This window comes from Acinetobacter soli (assembly GCF_000760595.1).
Taxonomy (GTDB): Bacteria; Pseudomonadota; Gammaproteobacteria; order Pseudomonadales; family Moraxellaceae; genus Acinetobacter; species Acinetobacter soli.
Genome location: NZ_BBNM01000001.1, coordinates 173,487 through 192,400, shown reverse-complemented (window position 1 = coordinate 192,400; position 18,914 = coordinate 173,487). Strand labels below are relative to the sequence as shown.

At 41.7% G+C, this 18,914-nt stretch carries 18 protein-coding genes and 2 pseudogenes; 5 read left to right on the top strand and 15 right to left on the bottom strand.

Annotated elements, in window-relative coordinates; all coding sequences use genetic code 11:
• Positions 1–215: 215 nt before the first annotated feature.
• From purD to Aso01_RS00905, 8 genes and pseudogenes are all read right to left on the bottom strand, one after another.
• Positions 216–1,499, bottom strand: a complete 1,284-nt coding sequence (purD, locus tag Aso01_RS00935) for a phosphoribosylamine--glycine ligase (RefSeq protein WP_004938950.1) — start codon at positions 1,497–1,499, stop codon at positions 216–218.
• 134 nt (positions 1,500–1,633) lie between these two features.
• Positions 1,634–3,208 (bottom strand): bifunctional phosphoribosylaminoimidazolecarboxamide formyltransferase/IMP cyclohydrolase, encoded by a 1,575-nt coding sequence (purH, locus tag Aso01_RS00930; protein WP_004938947.1) that lies wholly within the window; start codon positions 3,206–3,208, stop codon positions 1,634–1,636.
• Positions 3,209–3,289: 81 nt separating this feature from the next.
• Positions 3,290–3,559: a DNA-binding transcriptional regulator Fis gene (gene fis, locus Aso01_RS00925; RefSeq protein ID WP_001086304.1), complete on the bottom strand. Its 270-nt coding sequence runs from the start codon at positions 3,557–3,559 to the stop codon at positions 3,290–3,292.
• A gap of 910 nt (positions 3,560–4,469) precedes the next feature.
• A pseudogene (locus tag Aso01_RS16105) lies at positions 4,470–4,548 on the bottom strand (MJ0042-type zinc finger domain-containing protein); the annotation flags it as partial.
• Positions 4,549–4,692: 144 nt separating this feature from the next.
• Positions 4,693–4,764: pseudogene (locus Aso01_RS16100) on the bottom strand (MJ0042-type zinc finger domain-containing protein); the annotation flags it as partial.
• A 24-nt stretch (positions 4,765–4,788) separates the two neighbouring features.
• The gene (gene prmA / locus Aso01_RS00915) at positions 4,789–5,694 is read right to left on the bottom strand and encodes a 50S ribosomal protein L11 methyltransferase (RefSeq protein ID WP_004938938.1); all 906 of its coding nucleotides are present in this window, start codon (positions 5,692–5,694) and stop codon (positions 4,789–4,791) included.
• Positions 5,695–5,799: 105 nt separating this feature from the next.
• A complete protein-coding gene (locus Aso01_RS00910; RefSeq protein ID WP_004938937.1) occupies positions 5,800–6,690 on the bottom strand; it encodes a bile acid:sodium symporter family protein in 891 nt (296 codons plus the stop codon).
• Positions 6,691–6,826: 136 nt separating this feature from the next.
• Positions 6,827–7,054, bottom strand: a complete 228-nt coding sequence (locus Aso01_RS00905; protein ID WP_004938933.1) for a hypothetical protein — start codon at positions 7,052–7,054, stop codon at positions 6,827–6,829.
• 236 nt (positions 7,055–7,290) lie between these two features.
• On the opposite strand from Aso01_RS00905, the gene mnmG reads away from it, so the two are divergent.
• Positions 7,291–9,171, top strand: a complete 1,881-nt coding sequence (mnmG, locus tag Aso01_RS00900) for a tRNA uridine-5-carboxymethylaminomethyl(34) synthesis enzyme MnmG (RefSeq protein ID WP_004938930.1) — start codon at positions 7,291–7,293, stop codon at positions 9,169–9,171.
• A 375-nt stretch (positions 9,172–9,546) separates the two neighbouring features.
• Here the strand turns inward: mnmG and Aso01_RS00895 are convergent, their stop codons facing one another.
• Positions 9,547–10,545 carry a helix-turn-helix transcriptional regulator gene (locus Aso01_RS00895; protein ID WP_004938928.1) on the bottom strand — a complete coding sequence of 333 codons (999 nt, stop codon included), beginning with the start codon at positions 10,543–10,545 and terminating at the stop codon, positions 9,547–9,549.
• Positions 10,546–10,768: 223 nt separating this feature from the next.
• Here Aso01_RS00895 and Aso01_RS00890 point away from each other — a divergent pair, with 223 nt between their 5' ends.
• Genes Aso01_RS00890 through Aso01_RS00875 form a run of 4 tightly spaced genes read left to right on the top strand, consistent with a single transcriptional unit; the run spans position 10,769 to position 14,468 of the window.
• Positions 10,769–12,319 (top strand): circularly permuted type 2 ATP-grasp protein, encoded by a 1,551-nt coding sequence (locus Aso01_RS00890; protein ID WP_004938924.1) that lies wholly within the window; start codon positions 10,769–10,771, stop codon positions 12,317–12,319.
• Between the two features lie 20 nt (positions 12,320–12,339).
• Positions 12,340–12,942 carry an alpha-E domain-containing protein gene (locus Aso01_RS00885; protein ID WP_004938921.1) on the top strand — a complete coding sequence of 201 codons (603 nt, stop codon included), beginning with the start codon at positions 12,340–12,342 and terminating at the stop codon, positions 12,940–12,942.
• On the top strand, positions 12,939–13,718 hold the full coding sequence (locus tag Aso01_RS00880; protein WP_004938919.1) for a transglutaminase family protein: 780 nt from the start codon (positions 12,939–12,941) through the stop codon (positions 13,716–13,718). Before Aso01_RS00885 ends, Aso01_RS00880 begins: the two co-directional genes overlap by 4 nt.
• A gap of 15 nt (positions 13,719–13,733) precedes the next feature.
• On the top strand, positions 13,734–14,468 hold the full coding sequence (locus Aso01_RS00875; RefSeq protein WP_004938914.1) for a proteasome-type protease: 735 nt from the start codon (positions 13,734–13,736) through the stop codon (positions 14,466–14,468).
• A gap of 39 nt (positions 14,469–14,507) precedes the next feature.
• Here the strand turns inward: Aso01_RS00875 and alr are convergent, their stop codons facing one another.
• The 6 genes from alr to rpsF form a co-directional block, all read right to left on the bottom strand.
• A complete protein-coding gene (alr, locus tag Aso01_RS00870; RefSeq protein ID WP_004938911.1) occupies positions 14,508–15,581 on the bottom strand; it encodes an alanine racemase in 1,074 nt (357 codons plus the stop codon).
• A 26-nt stretch (positions 15,582–15,607) separates the two neighbouring features.
• Positions 15,608–17,053, bottom strand: a complete 1,446-nt coding sequence (dnaB, locus tag Aso01_RS00865; protein WP_004938909.1) for a replicative DNA helicase — start codon at positions 17,051–17,053, stop codon at positions 15,608–15,610.
• Between the two features lie 267 nt (positions 17,054–17,320).
• A complete protein-coding gene (locus Aso01_RS00860) occupies positions 17,321–17,620 on the bottom strand; it encodes a TM2 domain-containing protein (protein ID WP_004938907.1) in 300 nt (99 codons plus the stop codon).
• 94 nt (positions 17,621–17,714) lie between these two features.
• Positions 17,715–18,161 carry a 50S ribosomal protein L9 gene (gene rplI, locus Aso01_RS00855; RefSeq protein ID WP_004938905.1) on the bottom strand — a complete coding sequence of 149 codons (447 nt, stop codon included), beginning with the start codon at positions 18,159–18,161 and terminating at the stop codon, positions 17,715–17,717.
• A gap of 8 nt (positions 18,162–18,169) precedes the next feature.
• Positions 18,170–18,397 carry a 30S ribosomal protein S18 gene (gene rpsR, locus Aso01_RS00850; protein ID WP_004928375.1) on the bottom strand — a complete coding sequence of 76 codons (228 nt, stop codon included), beginning with the start codon at positions 18,395–18,397 and terminating at the stop codon, positions 18,170–18,172.
• An 11-nt stretch (positions 18,398–18,408) separates the two neighbouring features.
• Positions 18,409–18,795 carry a 30S ribosomal protein S6 gene (gene rpsF / locus Aso01_RS00845; protein WP_004938902.1) on the bottom strand — a complete coding sequence of 129 codons (387 nt, stop codon included), beginning with the start codon at positions 18,793–18,795 and terminating at the stop codon, positions 18,409–18,411.
• Positions 18,796–18,914 lie beyond the last annotated feature (119 nt).

Genomic DNA, 18,914 nt, shown 5'->3' with positions numbered 1-18,914 from the left:
ACATGATGATGTGTAGATGACAGTCATCCCAATCCAACGTTAAACGCAATAAAGTCAGTTAATCTTAAAAGTAGGCGAGTATAGTGTTTTTTGATCAGAACGCAAAACAATATAAACAAAAATATATATGAGTTTTTCTGAAAAGAGTTATTAGCCTGAGAGGCATCATAACAATAAAAAAACGCGCAAAAATGCGCGTTTTTTGAGTATTAAAATCAGGCTTGTTCGCGTGCAATCGCGCGGTATCCAATATCGCTACGATATTGCATGCCTGCAAAAGTCACCTGACCGCATACCTCAAGCGCATTGATTTGTGCTTCAAGTACGGTATCGCCAAGCGCAGTTACGCACAATACGCGTCCACCCGCAGTGATGATATGACCATCGGCTGTCGTGTCTGTACCAGCATGAAAGATTTTAGTATCTTCTGGCGACTGGCCAAGACCTGAAATCACATCGCCTTTACGTACAGTTTCAGGGTAACCTTCTGCTGCAAGCACGATACCAATCGATTTACGCTCGTCCCACTCGGCTTCACTTGGCAACTGACCCTCAAGACCTGCTTGCACAAGATCCACCAATGATGATTTAAGGCGCATCATGATTGGCTGAGTTTCAGGGTCGCCAAAGCGGCAGTTGAACTCAATCACACGTGGTTGACCTTGCTCATCAATCATGAGGCCAGCATATAAGAAACCAGTATAAACATGACCGTCTTTGGCCATACCATCAACCGTTGGTCGCATAATGTCTTTCATGACACGATCAAACACGTCTGGAGTAACCACAGGCGCAGGGGAATACGCACCCATACCACCGGTATTAGGTCCATGATCACCTTCAAAAATGCGCTTATGATCTTGAGAAGTGGCCATTGGTAAAATATTTTGACCGTCGATCATACAAATGAAACTAGCTTCTTCGCCTGCGAGAAACTCTTCAATCACGACACGTGAACCCGCATCACCAAATTTATTGCCTGCCAGCATGTCATCAATGGCTGCAAAGGCTTCCTCATTGGTCATCGCGACGATCACGCCTTTGCCGGCTGCAAGACCGTCAGCTTTAATCACAATCGGCGCGCCGTGCTGCGTTACATATGCTTTTGCAGCATCTACTTCAGTAAACACATCATAAAATGCTGTTGGAATCTGATGCTTTTTCAGGAAGTCTTTGGCAAACGCCTTAGAGCCTTCAAGCTGTGCGGCATATTGTGTTGGGCCCCAAATTTTTAAACCAGCTTCACGGCATGCATTGACCACGCCATTGACCAATGGTGCTTCTGGACCAACAATAATCAACTCAACCTGATTGTCCTTTGCAAACGCAATGATGGCTGGGTTATTTAAAATATCCAGTTCAACATTTTTGCATTTGTCTTCGGTTGCAGTGCCTGCATTACCGGGTGCAACAAACACTTGAGTGACTTGCGGATCTTGAGCGATCTTCCATGCCAACGCATGCTCACGACCACCGCTACCGAGAACGAGAATATTCATTGGGTTCATACTCCATGAGTCGAGAACCAAATCCTTCACTTTACCTTGCTGCTTGAGTACAAGACCCTCTCACATGGAGAGGGTAAGTCAAGATAAAGAACCGGAAAGTTTCTTATGCTTTAAATGAGTTTTAATTAGTGGCGGAAGTGGCGCATACCTGTAAAGACCATGGCAATACCATGTTCGTTTGCAGCAGCAATAACTTCTTCATCACGCATTGAACCGCCAGGTTGAATAATACACTTAATTCCAGCTTTTGCTGCATTATCGATGCCGTCACGGAATGGGAAGAATGCATCCGATGCCATCACAGCGCCTTCAACCACAAGGCCTGCATGTTCTGCTTTAATTGCCGCAATACGTGCAGAGTTGACACGGCTCATCTGACCTGCACCAATACCAATGGTTTGACGGCCTTTTGCATACACGATCGCATTTGATTTCACATACTTGGCAACTTTCCAAGCAAAAATCAGATCATCGATTTCCTGTTCTGTTGGTGCGCGCTCAGTTACTACTTTAAGGTCGGCTGCCTTGATCATGCCAAGATCTTGATCTTGTACCAGTAGGCCGCCATTTACACGCTTGTAGTCGAGTTGTGCTGCACGTTCATCAATTGCTGGAAGTTCGCCACATACCAATACGCGAACATTTTTCTTCGCACCGGTAACCTCAAGTACACCATCAGCAATACTAGGTGCAATAATTACTTCAACAAATTGACGCTCTACAATCGCTTTTGCTGTTTCAACATCAAGCTCGCGGTTAAAAGCAATGATGCCACCAAATGCAGATTCTGTATCGGTTGCATATGCCAAATCGTAAGCAGCTTTAATGCCATCTAAAGATACGGCTACGCCACATGGGTTAGCATGTTTAACAATCACACAGGCAGGCTTTGCAAATGACTTAACACATTCAAGTGCAGCGTCTGTATCGGCGATATTGTTGTAAGAAAGCTCTTTACCCTGAAGTTGCTTCGACGTAGAAACAGACGCTTCGGTGGCTTGCGGGTCGATATAAAATGCAGCTGACTGATGCGGGTTTTCACCGTAACGTAAGTCTTGCGCTTTTTGAAGCTGTGTATTAAAGGTACGTGCAAATGAATCTGCCTGACCTTCTTCTTTACCCACACGTGCGCCAAGGTAAGACGCGATCATACCGTCGTATTGAGCGGTGTGTTCAAATGCTTTAACTGCAAGATCAAAACGTGTTTCGTATGATAATGTGCCGCTTTGCTCAAGTTCTGCAATCACTGTCGCGTAGTCGCTGGCATTGACCACGATGCCAACAGACGCGTGATTTTTTGCTGCAGCGCGAACCATTGTTGGGCCGCCAATATCAATATTCTCAATTGCATCTGCAAGAGAACAGTTTGGCTTCGCCACGGTTGCAGCAAACGGGTAGAGGTTGACCACAACAAGATCAATCGGATCGATGTTGTGTTCTTGCATTACGGCTTCGTCCAGACCACGACGAGCCAAAATACCACCATGAATTTTGGGGTGAAGTGTTTTTACACGGCCATCCATCATTTCTGGAAAGCCAGTGTGTTCTGAAACTTCAACTACAGCAATGTTATTGTCTTTGAGTAGCTTGTAAGTTCCACCAGTAGATAAAAGCTCTACCCCAAGTTTCGCAAGATTCTGAGCAAATTCAACAATTCCTGTTTTGTCAGAAACAGAAATCAAAGCGCGTTTAATAGTCATGATAAAGTCAACGGTTTAAGTCAAACAGATTAAAACAAATAGGCATAAAAAATGCCCACGAGAACGTGAGCATTTTATCAATTATTCACTCATCAAACCGTGAGCTTTTAACTTTTTACGTAAAGTCCCACGATTGAGCCCTAAAATTTCAGCAGCGCGGGTTTGGTTACCACGCGTATATTCTAGAACAACAGATAAAAGAGGTTTCTCCATTTCTGCCAGCACCATGTCGTAAACTTGTGATGGTTGCTCACCTTGCAGTTGTGCAAAGTAATGGCGAACTGCGCGATCCACATGGATGCGTAGAGCAACATCAGATTGTGCAGTAAAAATAGGAGATTTGCTATTCATGCGAGTTAATCCGAAAATCAAATACCGCTTGGGTAAAGCAGTATATAAAAGTGGTCTAAAAATTACTGAACCCCGTTTTAGATCCTAAAACAGTGGTTCTAAAACTTGGAAACAATTAGCTTGCCACAACTCCTCACATTTGTATGAAAAATAAGCGTAACAATAATTTAATATTTGTTACCGCTGCGATTTAAAAAACAAAAAAGCCACGCTACGCACTATCTTCTGATAAAGCACGCATGACAATAATGATTATTGTGAGTAAATCGCGAGGACGATGTAGGGCTAAGCTTTCGTGGCGCGTATCATACCATTGTCTAAACAAAAGTGAGCAAATTAACTGCATTTTTTTTTAAATTTTTTGTATTTTTTTTGAATATCTAGGCCTTATAAAACCTAACTTAGAGCGAATAAAACGATTTTAAAATTTGCCAATCGTAAATTCTAATTAAAATATTGGGTTTGGATAGATTTATTTAATCGTACTTAAGCTGATATGATTTTTTATATTGAATAAACTCGATATAAAAAGTGTCATTATCGTCTTCGAATTTATTAAGTCATTGTATAAGCATCACGTTTGAACAGGTGAATTGATGAAATATGATGCATAGAGGCAGGTAAATGAGTCATCACCCGACATGCTGTCGGCAAGCGGACTGAGTCTTTAAAGAAACCAGCAATTAAAATAAGGCGCGTAGTTGACGCAAGATTTCATAATGTGCCGCAAGCTCTGGATTAAACCATACAATCTGCAACAATAATAAGCCAAATAAAATTAAGTTAATCACACACCAGATTAGATAGTATTTCCAGTGTTTACTTTTCCGTTGTTTTATTTGCTGCTGACGCAAGTTGTCACGGTCACTCGATAAATACAACAATGGAGAATTTAAGCTGTCTATACTTTGAAAATATTTTAAATTGTTGAGATAGGTTAATAAGTCAATATTGGAGTTTTCAATTTTCTGCTGAAAAATTTCAAGCACATTGGGTTTTTCACTGTCATGCTGTATGGCGGATGTAACATGATGCAGCTCATCAAATTTATCAACCAGCGTTGCTGGTGCATACAAATGTGTGATGGCATTAAAAGTGAAATTACACTTTGCGCAACAAACCATACCCTGAGCCAGCGTAAGCTGCTTTTGCGTTACGTGGTAAATCGTTTTGCACTGAGGGCAGCGGGTTTGTTTGGCGCTCATGTATAGACCAGCCTCGTCTAAAGCTTACGCGTGGCGTTTTCCAGAAATACGACACCAGTTTTCTTCGCGTTTCTCGATTTGCAAGATATCAAAATACTGCGTGTAAACGGCAGAGACATCTTCAACCTGTTCTTCAATCACGCCTGCAAGTGCAAATTCGCCTTCGGGTTTTAGTAGCGTTGCAAATTCTGGTGCCAGCATCATGAGTGGACTAGCCAAAATGTTTGCCACTAATACATCAGCTTGAGATTCTTTTGATTTAAATTCTGCATCGAACTCTTCAGGCAAACCTACATACAGACGATCAAGTACGCCATTGAGTTCGGCATTTTGCTTGGTTGCAAGTACCGCTTGCGGATCGATATCGGTGGCATATACCTTTTTAGCACCCAATAGAAGCGCTGCAACGGCTAAAATGCCTGAACCACAACCAAAATCAATCACCGTCTTGTCTTTTAGATCGGTTTGCCCCAACCATTGCAGGCATAAGAATGTACTGGCATGATTACCGGTTCCAAAAGCTAGGCCCGGATCAAGCTTAATATTGACTGCATCTGCATCGGGTGCTTCTAGCCACTCAGGTACAATCCAGAACTTCTCGCTAATTTGGATCGGATCATAGTAATCCATCCATGCGCGTTCCCAGACTTGATCTTCAAGTTGTTCATGACGCATTGGTGCATTAGGCAATTGCGCACTTAAAAACGCTTCAAGTTTGGCAACATCGATTGGATCTTGCTCATCTTCTTGATAAATTCCAGTCACAATCACTTTATTCCAAAGCGGTGTTTCGCCTGGAAGCGGTTCAAGTAATGCCTGATCTTCTGCATCATCTAAAGTGACACTGACTGCTCCGAGTGACAAAAGCAATGTTTCAGTGAAATCAACGTGTTCTTGATCGACAGTAATGTGTATTTGTAACCACTTCACGGGAATGAGACCTAAATTTTCTTCTAAAGCGGTATTGTAACGGATAAATGCAAAGCCAGAACATTAATTTCTTAAGCCATACGATTTATCCGTATTTATGGCGCTTTACTCGGTTTTTATAGCCATCTTATTTTCAGTCGTTATGGGTGAATAACGCTTCAACATACTGCCGAAGAGGGCAGCAAAAATGTACATAAAGATTGAGTAAATAGCGGCTGGCATGGCGATGGTGGTACTCGATAAAATCGTGAGCGCAATGGTCATGGCCAATGTACTGTTATGAATCCCGATCTCAAACGCACAGGCGCGCGCTTGCGTACTATTAATACCGAAGTAGCGTGGTACAAAGTAACCAATAAACAGGCTTGCAAAACAAAAAAGTGCAGTTGCCAGTCCGACTTGAGTAATGTACTCCATAATATTGTGTCGCTCTCTGGTAAGGGCTGCCAAAATAATAAACACCAAAAAGACCACAGCAAAGGTGCGTACGGGCTTATGCAAGCGGTCTGCCAGACGAGGCAAAGTATGCCGTATAATCATGCCCAAGCAGACTGGAACCAAGATGATTAAAAACACTTGAATCACTTTACTAAACTGTAATCCGAGTTGCTGACCGTCATTAATAAAGTGTTGAATTGCAAGATTGACAATAAAGGGTAAGGTAAACGCGGCGATGACCGAGTTGATTGCAGTGAGCGTAATATTGAGTGCAATATCACCTTGATATAAATAACTGAATAAATTTGCAGTGGGCCCACCCGGTGATGCGGCGAGCAACATTAAGCCAACGGCAAGGAGGGGTGAAAGGCTTAACAGTTTGCAGATGAAAAAAGCAATTCCAACCAGAATGACCAATTGACATACTAATGCCAGTAAAACTGCCTTAGGGTGCTTAGCAACGCGTGTGAAATCCTGAGGGCGAAGTTCCAGACCCAGCCCAGCCATGATAATGGCAAGCGCAATGGGGAGGAATACCGTAATAATACCTAAATCCATTTTTTAAATCCTGAATGAGCTGTTGTTTTAATTCTGTCGTGACTTTTATGTTATTTCATAGATCATTGATACATACAAAAACACAGGTTATTAAAACCTGTGTTTTTACTGGGCGAAATAATTTGAATCGTTTGGGTTATGGTGCAGGTGCTTTGAATTGCAGTTTGCCATCGGCGTTTGGCTGACAGGTGCCATTGAATGTGACACCTTTGTAGCCATAAGAGGCCCAGTCACCTTGCTTTTTCTTCATACACGCTTTTATCTGAGCATTGGTTTCTGCTTTGGTCATTTCAGCATTTGCCATACTCATTGCTGCTAAGCTGACAATTGCCACAGAAAAAGTTTTTAACATGATGTTTTTCATTTTGCATACCTATTATATAAATTTGATTTTGAAAGTGATTCATAAGTGGTGGTACATTTTTTATTCTAAAATTGATTTTAAAAAAGTCTATTGCTTTCTATTTTAATACTGAAACAAATTGTCAAAACCTGTGTGCGACTATGAATTTTGTATCAATAATTTTGTAATAACATGCATGATCCTAGGGTGAACTTTGCTATAATGTTCCGTCTTTTTTTTCTGGTGATTTTTTTGCCATGCATTATCCTAAAGTTTATGATGTTATCGTGATCGGTGGCGGGCACGCAGGTACCGAGGCGGCATTGGCTGCTGCACGTATGGGACGACAGACTTTGCTCTTGACTCACAACATTGAGACTTTAGGGCAGATGAGCTGTAATCCGGCCATTGGTGGTATTGGTAAATCGCATTTGGTTCGCGAAATTGATGCCTTGGGTGGTGCTATGGCGCTGGCAGCAGATAAAGGGGGGATTCAATTTCGAATTCTCAACTCAAGAAAGGGTGCAGCCGTTCGTGCAACGCGTGCACAGGCAGACCGTGTACGCTATAAAGCGGCTATTCGTGATTCACTTGAAAACCAGCCAAATCTAGATATTTTTCAGCAAGCAGCCGATGATCTGATTGTAGAAGGTGATACCGTCAAAGGTGTTGTCACCCAGATGGGCATTCGTTTTGACGCCAAAACAGTGGTTTTGACCACAGGTACGTTTTTGGGCGGTGTGATTCATATTGGCTTAGAAAAGTCGAGCGGTGGTCGTGCCGGTGATCCGCCTTCTATTGCTTTGGCTGATCGTTTACGTGAGTTAAAACTTCCGGTGGGACGTCTTAAAACAGGTACGCCACCACGTATTGATGCACGCTCGGTTGATTTTTCTGTCATGACGGCTCAGCCAGGTGATTTTCCATCTCCTGTGATGTCGTTTATGGGTGATGTATCCATGCATCCAGAGCAGGTAAGCTGCTATATCACGCACACCAACGAAAAAACTCATGACATTATCCGTGGTGGACTGGATCGTTCACCAATGTATACGGGCGTGATTGAAGGGGTTGGCCCACGTTATTGCCCATCTATTGAAGACAAGATTCATCGTTTTGCCGATAAAGATTCACATCAGGTATTTTTGGAGCCTGAAGGGTTAGATACGCACGAACTTTATCCGAACGGGATTTCAACATCATTGCCGTTTGATGTTCAGTTTGAATTGGTCCGTTCAATTCGCGGGATGGAAAATGCCCATATTTTGCGTCCAGGCTATGCCATTGAATACGATTATTTTAATCCGCAAGCATTAAAATTTACTCTAGAAACTAAAGCGATCCAGAACTTGTACTTTGCAGGTCAGATCAATGGCACAACCGGTTATGAAGAAGCTGGTGCGCAGGGTCTATTGGCGGGTCTAAATGCAGCACGTCGTGCATGGGATCAGGAACAATGGACGCCTAAACGTGATGAAGCATATATGGGTGTGTTGGTCGATGACTTAATTACCTTGGGTACGAAAGAACCCTACCGTATGTTTACCTCACGTGCCGAGTATCGCTTAATGCTACGTGAAGATAATGCAGATCAGCGTTTGACCCCGATCGGACGTGAACTTGGATTGGTCGATGATACCCGCTGGGCAGCTTACTGTGAAAAAATGGAAGCAGTTGAAACTGAAACGGCACGCTTGGCGCACCTTTGGGCTGCACCAAACAACCCAATGGGTAAAAAGTTTGTCGAAATGACTGGTGCTGACTTAAGTAAAGAGTGCAGTGCAATCGATTTGCTTAAACGCCCAAATATTAACTTTACCCAAATTGCTGAGCTTACAGGTTCAGATGTTGCTGTACATGTGGGTGAGCAAATTGAGATTGCAGTCAAGTATGAAGGCTATATCAATCGTCAGCACGAAGATGTCGCACAGCTCAAGCGTCTTGAAGAAACAAAAATTCCAACCGATTTTGATTATGACGCTGTATCTGGTTTATCAAGAGAAATTACGCAGAAGCTCAAAACCGTTCGTCCTGATACGCTAGCTCAAGCACATCGCATTCCGGGTGTAACTCCTGCAGCCGTTCAGCTCATTATGATTACTATCCGTAAAAATGCGCAATTAAAGAAAACAGCATAGTTTAAGCCTTATGCTGAACAAAAAGCCCAATTTTGATTGGGCTTTTTTTATGAACGTAAAGACGAAAGCAGAAATACTGTTAAACATTTAAATGCATATTCTGTGCGTTTTTTCTTATTTTTCATCTGATCAAATTTTTTCTATAGTGGCTTTACATTCTAAAGCGAGAGGTAATGTTTATGACCATGAAATCCATTCGTTACAACGGTTATGACCTTGCATGCTGTTTTTCATGTATGGCTTAACACGTATTACGGGTGTCACACTTAAGAACGGGGCTTCATGTGGCAAGTTCTGTACAATAAAAACTGACAGCGCAAAACTAAGAACAGCAATAAAAACGATTTTCAAGAGAGCATAGTTGCTCTCTTTTTTTTATTCTTCTATTTCATTGACGGCTTGATGAAGTTCGGCTGGTTCAATATGAATGAGTTTTTTACCAAAACTTCTGAGCCACCATACCAATTGTGATGTAAACGGCACTTCAGCGCTCACTTCATACAGATTTTCATCGATCATCTGAATATGCTGTTCTTTGGTAAGCTGGCTTTCGTAAAAGCTCTGCGCCGTACTTTCATTAACGGTGAGTTTGAGCTGGATCATCTCGGTCGGTTTACTGTAATCAAAACGGAAACCAAGGGCACCCGACTCAATGTAGTCATCGATATCGAAATCGACGGGGTGCAAAGCGCGCGAATTCAGTACAGTTGCTGATTTAAAACGGTGCAAGGCAAAGGTTTGCACTTCACTTTTACCATGACGAGTACAGATCAAATAAATAATTGCACCTTTTTGAACCAATGCAAGTGGATTTAAAATATAGGTTTTTTCATCTGCCTGAATATTGCGTGGTGTGTAAATACATTCGATTTGCTTGTCTTGCAATAAACCTTCGTAAATTGCCTGCTGAGCCTGCTTGTCGACAGTGGGTGGAATCAGAGGTTGGCTAGCAGGTACAATCCGAACGCGATTGATCCATTGTCTGACGTTATTTTGAGTAGACAGGCTTCGACGTGCCAGATCAAACCATGGGTTCATTTCGTCGATCAAACTGGGTGGAAGTAAATGTTTGAGATGCTGTTCCACCATCATAAACGTAACTGCCTGAGAGCTGGTCATGTGCGGTAAACTTTGTAGCGGTGCATCTGCTCGCCAGCGCCATCCCTGAGGAACGGTTTTATTGCTTTCGATTGGAAATCGTTGTGCAATCTGGTTTAAATCTCGCTGTATGGTACGCAAACTGATTTCAATGCCTTCACGCTCTAAAATTTCTTGCAATTCACGTGTGCCCATCCATTTTCCGGTCGAGAGTCGTGATAAGATGTGCCACTGGCGAAAGAGGCTATTCGATGTTTCTTTTTCTTGTGAAGACATAAGCGACTAAATCAAACAAAATACTTTAATTACCTACACCTTAAAAAAACTATTTTGGTTTGGCAAGAATGTAAGAACAATATTGCCTATATTTTGATACAGGTTTATAGATGAAATACATCACAACTCGGTTCATTATGTAAGACAAGAAACACAAAGAGACAGCGAAATGGCATCATATTTGCTAGTCATAAAATAAGTAAACGAGAAAGGCGAGGTCTGTATGTTAGAAGAAGAGAAAGACTTGCATACGATAAGTGAGCATTATATGAAAGAAAAATTGACCAACGTTTTATCAACCCAGCCTTCGTTTCTGAACCAGCTTAGCGTAAGCACAAATCTTTTTGATCAACTTAAATCTAAGTTTTTTAACGAGATGCTGGATGATGTAACGTCTAACGGAGAAGCATCAAAAAAAATTGAACAATGGCTATCGACTCATTCATTGGAGGAGTTAAAACAGTTAAATAATCATGCGAAGCAGCACTTTTTGTATGAAGGAATTACGTTTACGGTTTATGGCGATCAGGAAGGAACAGAGCGAACTATCCCATTTGATCTTATTCCACGAATTATTGAAACAAAACAATGGGAAAAAATTTCTACAGGTTGTGAACAGCGAGTTAAGGCACTTAATTTATTTTTAGACGATATTTATCACCATCAAAATATACTCAAAGAAGGTATTGTACCGCATACACAAATTATGACCCACGAAGCTTTTCAGCCACATATGCTGAACCATAGTTTAAAAGGGCAGGTTTATTCACAAATTAGCGGTATCGATATTATTCGAGATGGAAAAGGTGAGTTTTTTGTTTTAGAAGATAATCTACGTACACCTTCTGGTGTTTCATATATGCTGGAAAGCAGAAAAATCAGTAAAAAACTGATGCCAGAACTTTGTGTTGCAAACAAGCTACATGAAATCGAACAATATCCAACAGTGCTCAAGGCGATTCTGGCCGAAAATGCACATGTGGATAATCCTTTAATTGTGATATTGACACCGGGTCGATTCAATAGTGCTTACTATGAACATGCCTTTCTCGCCCGAGAAATGGACGTTCCTTTAGTCACTAGTCGCGATTTGTATGTTGAAAACGATACGGTTTATGTCAAGACGATACGTGGTCGTCAACGTGTCGATGTGATTTATCGTCGTATCGATGATGCATTTTTAGATCCGCTTACATTTAGACCTGACAGTAGCTTAGGTGTACCAGGTTTGATGTCTGCATATTTAAAAAATCGTGTGGTGATTGCCAATGCACCGGGAACGGGTGTGGCCGATGACAAATCGGTTTATCCGTATGTCGATGACATGATTAAATTCTATCTGAATGAAACTCCAATCTTAAAGAATGTCCCGACTTACCAGTGCCGCCTGGATGAACATCTAGACTATGTACTTGGTAATCTTGAGCGTCTGGTGGTTAAAGAGGCTCAGGGCTCGGGAGGATACGGAATGTTGATTGGGCCAAAAGCTGAATCTGCTGAAATTTCCGAATTTAGAAAAAAAATCCTTGCGCATCCGCATTTATATATTGCTCAACCTACACTCGATCTATCGGTTGCTCCGACATTAACTCAGGATGGTATTGCTGAACGTCATATAGATTTACGACCATTTGTACTGACTTCACCTGATCGCACTGAAATTGTTCCTGGTGGTTTAACCCGAGTTGCCATGAAAGAAGGCTCTCTTGTGGTTAATTCTTCACAGGGTGGCGGAATTAAAGATACGTGGGTTGTTGATGCACTGCATTCCTAACTAAATCAGGAAGGAACTTTATGATTTTACTTAGTTCAAACGCGAATAATATTTTTTGGTTAGGGCGCTATTTAACGCGCATCCAGTACTTTTGCAATAAACTCCCTTTTACGGACGATCAAAAGGCAATTGATTTTAGTCATGCGTTTTGTTTGCCAGCTTATGATGCTGCATCACTCAACACCTTGGCACTTGACCCTGAACAGCAATTTTCATTAATGAGCCAGTTTGCAGTGGCACGCGATAATATTCATGAACTGCGCGCAGTATTGAGTGCTAATACATACGCTGAAATGATTCAACTAGTGAAAAATGCCAGTAGTCAGCCGGGTTATATATGCGATGTTGTTTCGGAATGTAATGAGCTGCTGGAGTCTGAATCTGAGGATGTCTTTTTGTTTTTTAGTTTGGGTCAAAAGCTTGAACTGCTAGACAGTCTGATACGGTTTAAACAAGACCCATCATCGGTATTAAATGAAATCGATGTGATTGTAGGGCTATTAAATGAATTGGGATGGACTGCACTTGATGATGCTTGGATTTCATTGAAGCAGTCTCCAGACACCATGTCACTTTATCACTTTGGCGATCAATTGCAGTTAATGTTTGAGGGAACTGCATGAAGTTAATGGTGAACCATCAAACGCATTACCATTACAGTGAAATGGCGTGTAACAGTATCCAGTATATCAAGATGGTTCCCCAAAGTTCAGCGCATCAAACTGTACATAACTGGGACATTAGTGTCCCAGGTGTACATGATGTTCAGCGCGATATCTTTGATAATATTTGGATGACTTCGTCGCAACGTTTTAATTATCTGAATCTCACCATTATGGCGCAGGGTATAATTGAGTTGTCTCCTCAAAGTAGTGTAAACCATGCACTGCACCTACCTGTGGAATTGTTTTTGCAACATACACCTGCGACACAATGCTCGGTTGAGATGCTGGACTTTGCGATGTCTATTATGAGTAATAAAACGCTCAATAGTTTGCGTGTTTTGAGTGAACGTATCTTAAGTCACGTCTCGTATTTGCCTGAATCGACAACAGTGCAAACCACTGCTGAGCATGCGTTTGAGTTAAAAAATGGTGTGTGTCAGGATCATGCCCACATTATGGTGGCAATGTGCAGGGCGCTTGGATTACCTGCGCGCTATATTTCTGGTTATTTGTATGATAATAATTCGCCGCACTTGGCCAGCCATGCATGGGCGGAAGTGTATCTTGACGAAAAATGGCATTGTTTCGATGTCAGTAATCAGATTTTTGAGCCAAACACGTTAATTTATGTTGCAATAGGACGTGATTATTTTGATGCCGCTCCTGTACGGGGGATTCGTGAAAAGGGGGGTATTGAAAAGATGATATCAACGGTGCAAGTGTTGGCGTGTTAGATGGAAGTGGAATATATGACCTATTGTTGTGCATTACGTTTAAAAGATGGTTTGGTGTTTATCAGTGATACACGAACAAATGCAGGTGTGGATCAAATCTCGGTTTTTCGCAAACTTTATACTTTTGGTAAAGAAGGGGATCGTATTATTGCGATTCAAACTGCCGGAAATTTAGCAACGACTCAGGCGGTGATTGGACATTTGCGTAATCAGTTAACGTTGCAAGAAGAGCCAAATATTTATACGCTCAATACCATGTTTGAGGTGGCGCAGCATGTTGGGCGTACTTTACGTAAAATCATTGCAGATGTGACCGATGATACCCAAGAACAAAGTAATTATTATTGTAACTTGTTGGTAGGCGGACAAATTGGTAATACTGAAATGCAGTTATATCATATTTATCCTCAAGGGAATTTTATCTGTGCCACTAAAGATACGCCATTTTTTCAAATTGGGGAAAGTAAATATGGTAAGCCGATTCTAGACCGTGCGCTTACCTACGATATGCCACTCGATGAAGCTGTACGCTGTAGCTTAATTTCGTTTGACTCGACGCTCAGATCAAATGTATCTGTGGGTATGCCACTCGACTTGCTGGTTTATCGTGCGGATACATTGAAAATGCCACGAGGGAAACGAATCACTCAACAAGATGAGTATTTTCAAAAGATCAGCCGACAATGGTCTGAGACTTTGCGCCGTGGTCTACATGAAATTCCTAAACCTGAAGAAGACTATCTGGAATAAAGACTTAAATTTATTCCAGATAAATGCAGTCAGCTCAATTTAAATTTTTTGACGCTGTGGACGTTGCGTAAGACGACACAGCAGTTCATAGCCGATCGTTCCATTGGCTTTAGCTACATCATCGACCAAGCGTTTTTCGCCCCACAATTCGACTTCTGCTCCAAGTTCAATCTGTTCATCTGTGATATCAATAGCCAGCATATCCATACTCACGCGACCAATCAGTGGCTTTAATTGGCCATTTATTGAAACATAATTTTGTTCAATAAAGGCACGCGGGTAGCCATCACCATAGCCAATCGAAACGATGGCAATGTCCATTGCATGGGGCGCAGTAAATAGTGAACCGTAACCAACACGATCACCCGTATTAAGATGATTAATTGCCATCACACTGGCAGTTAAACGCATCACCGGTTTCAGGCCTAATTCTTCTATACTTCGATCTGCAAATGGGCTTGCACCATAAAGCATAATACCTGGGCGGACATAATCAAAATGCAACTCTGGCCAGTTATAGATCGCGGCTGAATTACAGCACGAGAGCTCAATAGGTGCACATTGAGATTGAATGCTCAGCAGGGTGTCGATCTGCTGCCGATTCATAGGATGATCAGGCTCATCTGCATTGGCAAAATGCATAGTTAAAACACAGTGAAAACCTTCAGATTGTAGTAATTTAATTACATCTACAATCACTTCTGGTTTAAAACCCAAGCGGTTCATGCCGCTATTGAGTTTGACCCAGACCTTAAGTCCTTGCGCGTTATATTGTGTTTTGTGAGCAAGCAGCCAGTTTAACTGCTCAGCATGATGAACCACGCATTCGAATCGGTGCTGAAGTACAACAGGCATTTCTTGTTCTGAAAACACGCCTTCTATCAGTGTCACAGGGTGTTGATAGCCAGCTTGTCGGATTTCTAAGGCTTCACTCAAGCACGCCACCCCAAATGAATCTGTAGCATTTAAGGCATCTAAACAGTCTTTGACACCATGCCCATAAGCATTGGCCTTGACCATACTCACCACCTTGGCATTTGGTGCCAGCGCTTTAACACGATTAAAATTATGCTGAAGTGCTGTTTGGTCGATGTAGACTGTCGCTTGACGCACCCTGATTACTCCCTTGCAAATCTAACTTACTCTTCGTCATCGTATTGGCTGTAATACTCTGGCGAGAGATTACTAAAACGTGTGTACTGTCCCTCAAAAGCCAATCGCACAGTACCAATTGGGCCGTTACGTTGCTTACCAATGATAATTTCGGCTGTGCCTGCTTCTTTAGATTCTTTGTTATAGACTTCATCACGATAAATAAACATGATTAAGTCGGCATCCTGCTCAATCGCACCCGATTCACGCAAATCAGACATGACCGGACGTTTATTGGGTCTATTTTCTAAACTACGGTTGAGCTGAGATAGTGCAATCACAGGACATTCCATCTCTTTGGCAAGTGCTTTTAAACTTCGCGAAATTTCACCAATCTCACCTACACGGTTGTCACCCATGCCCGGAACTTTCATGAGCTGCAAATAGTCGATCATGATACAGCCGAGTTTGCCACCATGTTGTTTGGCAATACGTCGAGCCCGTGCACGAACTTCTGTGGGTGGAAGTGCAGAGGAGTCATCGATGTACAAATGCTTTTCTTGAAGTTGTAAAATTGTACCTGTGACCTTCGACCATTCATCGCCGTCGAGCTTGCCCGAACGTAAATGCCCTTGATGCACTTTGCCATAAGATGAAATCAGACGCATGGCAATCGAATCTGCGGGCATTTCCATCGAAAATACCAACGCAGGTAAATTACAGTTGAAAAGTACACTTTCGACCAAATTCATGGCAAAGGTAGTTTTACCCATTGATGGACGTGCGGCCACGATAATCATATCGCCAGACTGCATTCCGTAAGTTTTATTATCAAGCTCAAGAAAACCAGTAGATAGCCCGGTAATATTGCCATCAAGTTTCGATAGTTCATCGAGTTTGGTGATGACATCTGCGGTTACCGAGCTAATCGATTTTGGGCCTGCATCTTTTTTGTTGTTATTGTGCTGTTCGGCCAGCGAAAAAATATTGGTTTCAGCTAAATCCAAAATTTCGCTGACCGGGCGACCTTTGGTGTCATAGGCATTTTGTAAAATGTCACTGCTGACCTTGATCATGCTTCGAAGTGTTGAAAACTCTTTAATTTTATTGGCATAGGTTTCAAGATTGTAAAAACTCGATGGCGAATCTGCCATTAGTTGCATTAAATATTCTTCACCGCCAATGGCATCGAGTAGATTTTGTTTGAGTAACCAGTCATTGACCAATACAGCATCGTACGGAGAGTTCTCAAGGGCTAATTTTTCAATAGCACGATAGATATATTTATGGCGTGTCGCATAAAAATCATTTTCTTTGAGTAAGTCACCCACTTGTTCAAAAGATTCGGCAACGGTCATTAAGGCTGCCAAAACAGCTTGTTCAATAGCTAAATTATGCGGTGGGGTACGAAATTCTTTTAACTGACCTGAGTCACTCACTTTACTCTCTGTGTTTGGAGAATTTTTTGTAAAATTGGCATTCGCCTGTGACATAGCAAGACCTAATAAAAAGATGAACCAAAAACCAAGTGCCTATCTTAATGCAAATGCAGCGGAACAGGACAAATAAATTCATTGAAAATTGTGTAAGCAGTACAATAGTCTATTCAATCAACACTTTGATGATAAGCACACAAAACACTGAGGTAGATTGTGCAGTGGTATTAAGGGGAAAAGATGATTGAAGGTGATTTCTATTCGATCATTCATGAAGAGATGAGATATTCAATCTCTTCATGTTTATTTTGAGTAAAATAAAATTTAAGGCTTGGCAAACCAGTCTTTTTCAAACTTGCCATGTTTTAATCGATAAAGCGAAAGCCCATAACGAAGATTATTATGAGCTGCATCTTTGACAAATCCAGTATCTTTCCCAAGAGAATAAAGAAATGCATCGATCAGCAGTAGAGTGAAGTCGATAAACCACCAAAACCCCAGCCCACCTAGCGTAATTAATTTTAAAAAACCACTCAGTTTTTTTCCAAGATAGAAGCGATCTAGGCCTAGAATTCCAAAGAACATGGCAAGAATAAGAGCAACAATTCGATTTTTCTTTTTCATCGTTATTACCGTCTATAAATCATCGTGTATAAATTCATCATTTTAATAATAAAAAAAGCATGCTAAAAAGCATGCTTTTTTTGTGAAGCAAAAATTACTCAGATACGATTGTAACGAGAACTTCTGCAACAACATCATGGTGCAATTGGATTGCGATGTTGAATTCACCAGTGTGACGAAGCGCACCGTTTGGTAGGCGTACTTCAGCACGGTCAACTGCAAGACCAGCATTTGTTAATGCGTCTGCAATATCACGAGTACCGATTGAACCGAATAGTTTACCTTCGTCACCAGCTTTCGCAGTGATTACGATGTTAACTTCGTTCAATTGATCAGCACGTGCTTGAGCAGAAGACAAAACTTCAGCTTCTTGTTTTTCAAGTTCAGCACGACGAGCTTCAAAAGCAGCAGTATTTGCTTCGGTTGCAGCAACAGCTTTACCCTGAGGGATCAAGAAGTTACGGCCATAACCAGCTTTAACTGATACTTTGTCACCAAGTTTACCTAGGTTTTTAATGCGTTGTAATAAGATAACGTCCACAGCTCACCTCACTTATGGTTGTCAGTGTACGGAATCAAAGCCAAGTAACGAGCTTGTTTGATCGCAAGCGCGAGTTGACGTTGATAACGAGCTTTAGTACCAGTGATACGGCTAGGAACGATCTTGCCGTTTTCAGTGATGTACTGTTTTAAAGTGTCGATATCTTTGTAGTCGATGTACGCAACATTCTCAGCTGTAAAGCGGCAGAACTTGCGACGACGGTAAAAACGTGCCATTGATGTTCTCCTTAAGCTTCAGCAGATTCTTGAGCTTGTTGTGCTTCTTCACGTTGAGCTTTACGCGCACGTTTTTCTTCAGCACTTTTAGCAAGTAAAGATTCTTCAGTGATTGCGTTTTCACGACGGATAATGATGTTACGAATAATTGCATCGTTATAACGGAACAATTCTTCAAGCTCATCAAGAGTCGTTTGACCACATTCAACATTCATTAGAATGTAGTGTGCTTTATGAATCTTGTTAATTGGGTAAGCCAATTGACGACGGCCCCAATCTTCTAGACGGTGAATTTGACCTTCAGCTTCTTTAATTTGTGAGATATAGCGTTCAACCATACCCACAACTTGATCGCTTTGGTCTGGATGTACCAAGAGTACGATTTCGTAGTGACGCATTGTCAGCTCCTTACGGTTTAAACAGCCCCTAACCATATTGTGGTCAGAAGCAAGGAGTCATAGCTTAAAAAGCCATGTCGCAAAATAGCGAGGCTAGATTATAAAGAATAACGGTATTG

Coding starts and splice junctions, on each gene's coding strand:
- dnaB (WP_004938909.1), bottom strand. CDS start 17,053: ATGTCACAGGCGAATGCCAATTTTACAAAAAATTCTCCAAACACAGAG.
- Aso01_RS00860 (WP_004938907.1), bottom strand. CDS start 17,620: ATGAAAAAGAAAAATCGAATTGTTGCTCTTATTCTTGCCATGTTCTTT.
- fis (WP_001086304.1), bottom strand. CDS start 3,559: ATGAATAGCAAATCTCCTATTTTTACTGCACAATCTGATGTTGCTCTA.
- Aso01_RS00905 (WP_004938933.1), bottom strand. CDS start 7,054: ATGAAAAACATCATGTTAAAAACTTTTTCTGTGGCAATTGTCAGCTTA.
- Aso01_RS00885 (WP_004938921.1), top strand. CDS start 12,340: ATGATTTTACTTAGTTCAAACGCGAATAATATTTTTTGGTTAGGGCGC.
- rpsR (WP_004928375.1), bottom strand. CDS start 18,397: ATGGCACGTTTTTACCGTCGTCGCAAGTTCTGCCGCTTTACAGCTGAG.
- Aso01_RS00910 (WP_004938937.1), bottom strand. CDS start 6,690: ATGGATTTAGGTATTATTACGGTATTCCTCCCCATTGCGCTTGCCATT.
- rpsF (WP_004938902.1), bottom strand. CDS start 18,795: ATGCGTCACTACGAAATCGTACTCTTGGTACATCCAGACCAAAGCGAT.
- Aso01_RS00895 (WP_004938928.1), bottom strand. CDS start 10,545: ATGTCTTCACAAGAAAAAGAAACATCGAATAGCCTCTTTCGCCAGTGG.
- purD (WP_004938950.1), bottom strand. CDS start 1,499: ATGAATATTCTCGTTCTCGGTAGCGGTGGTCGTGAGCATGCGTTGGCA.
- purH (WP_004938947.1), bottom strand. CDS start 3,208: ATGACTATTAAACGCGCTTTGATTTCTGTTTCTGACAAAACAGGAATT.
- Aso01_RS00875 (WP_004938914.1), top strand. CDS start 13,734: ATGACCTATTGTTGTGCATTACGTTTAAAAGATGGTTTGGTGTTTATC.
- Aso01_RS00880 (WP_004938919.1), top strand. CDS start 12,939: ATGAAGTTAATGGTGAACCATCAAACGCATTACCATTACAGTGAAATG.
- Aso01_RS00890 (WP_004938924.1), top strand. CDS start 10,769: ATGTTAGAAGAAGAGAAAGACTTGCATACGATAAGTGAGCATTATATG.
- mnmG (WP_004938930.1), top strand. CDS start 7,291: ATGCATTATCCTAAAGTTTATGATGTTATCGTGATCGGTGGCGGGCAC.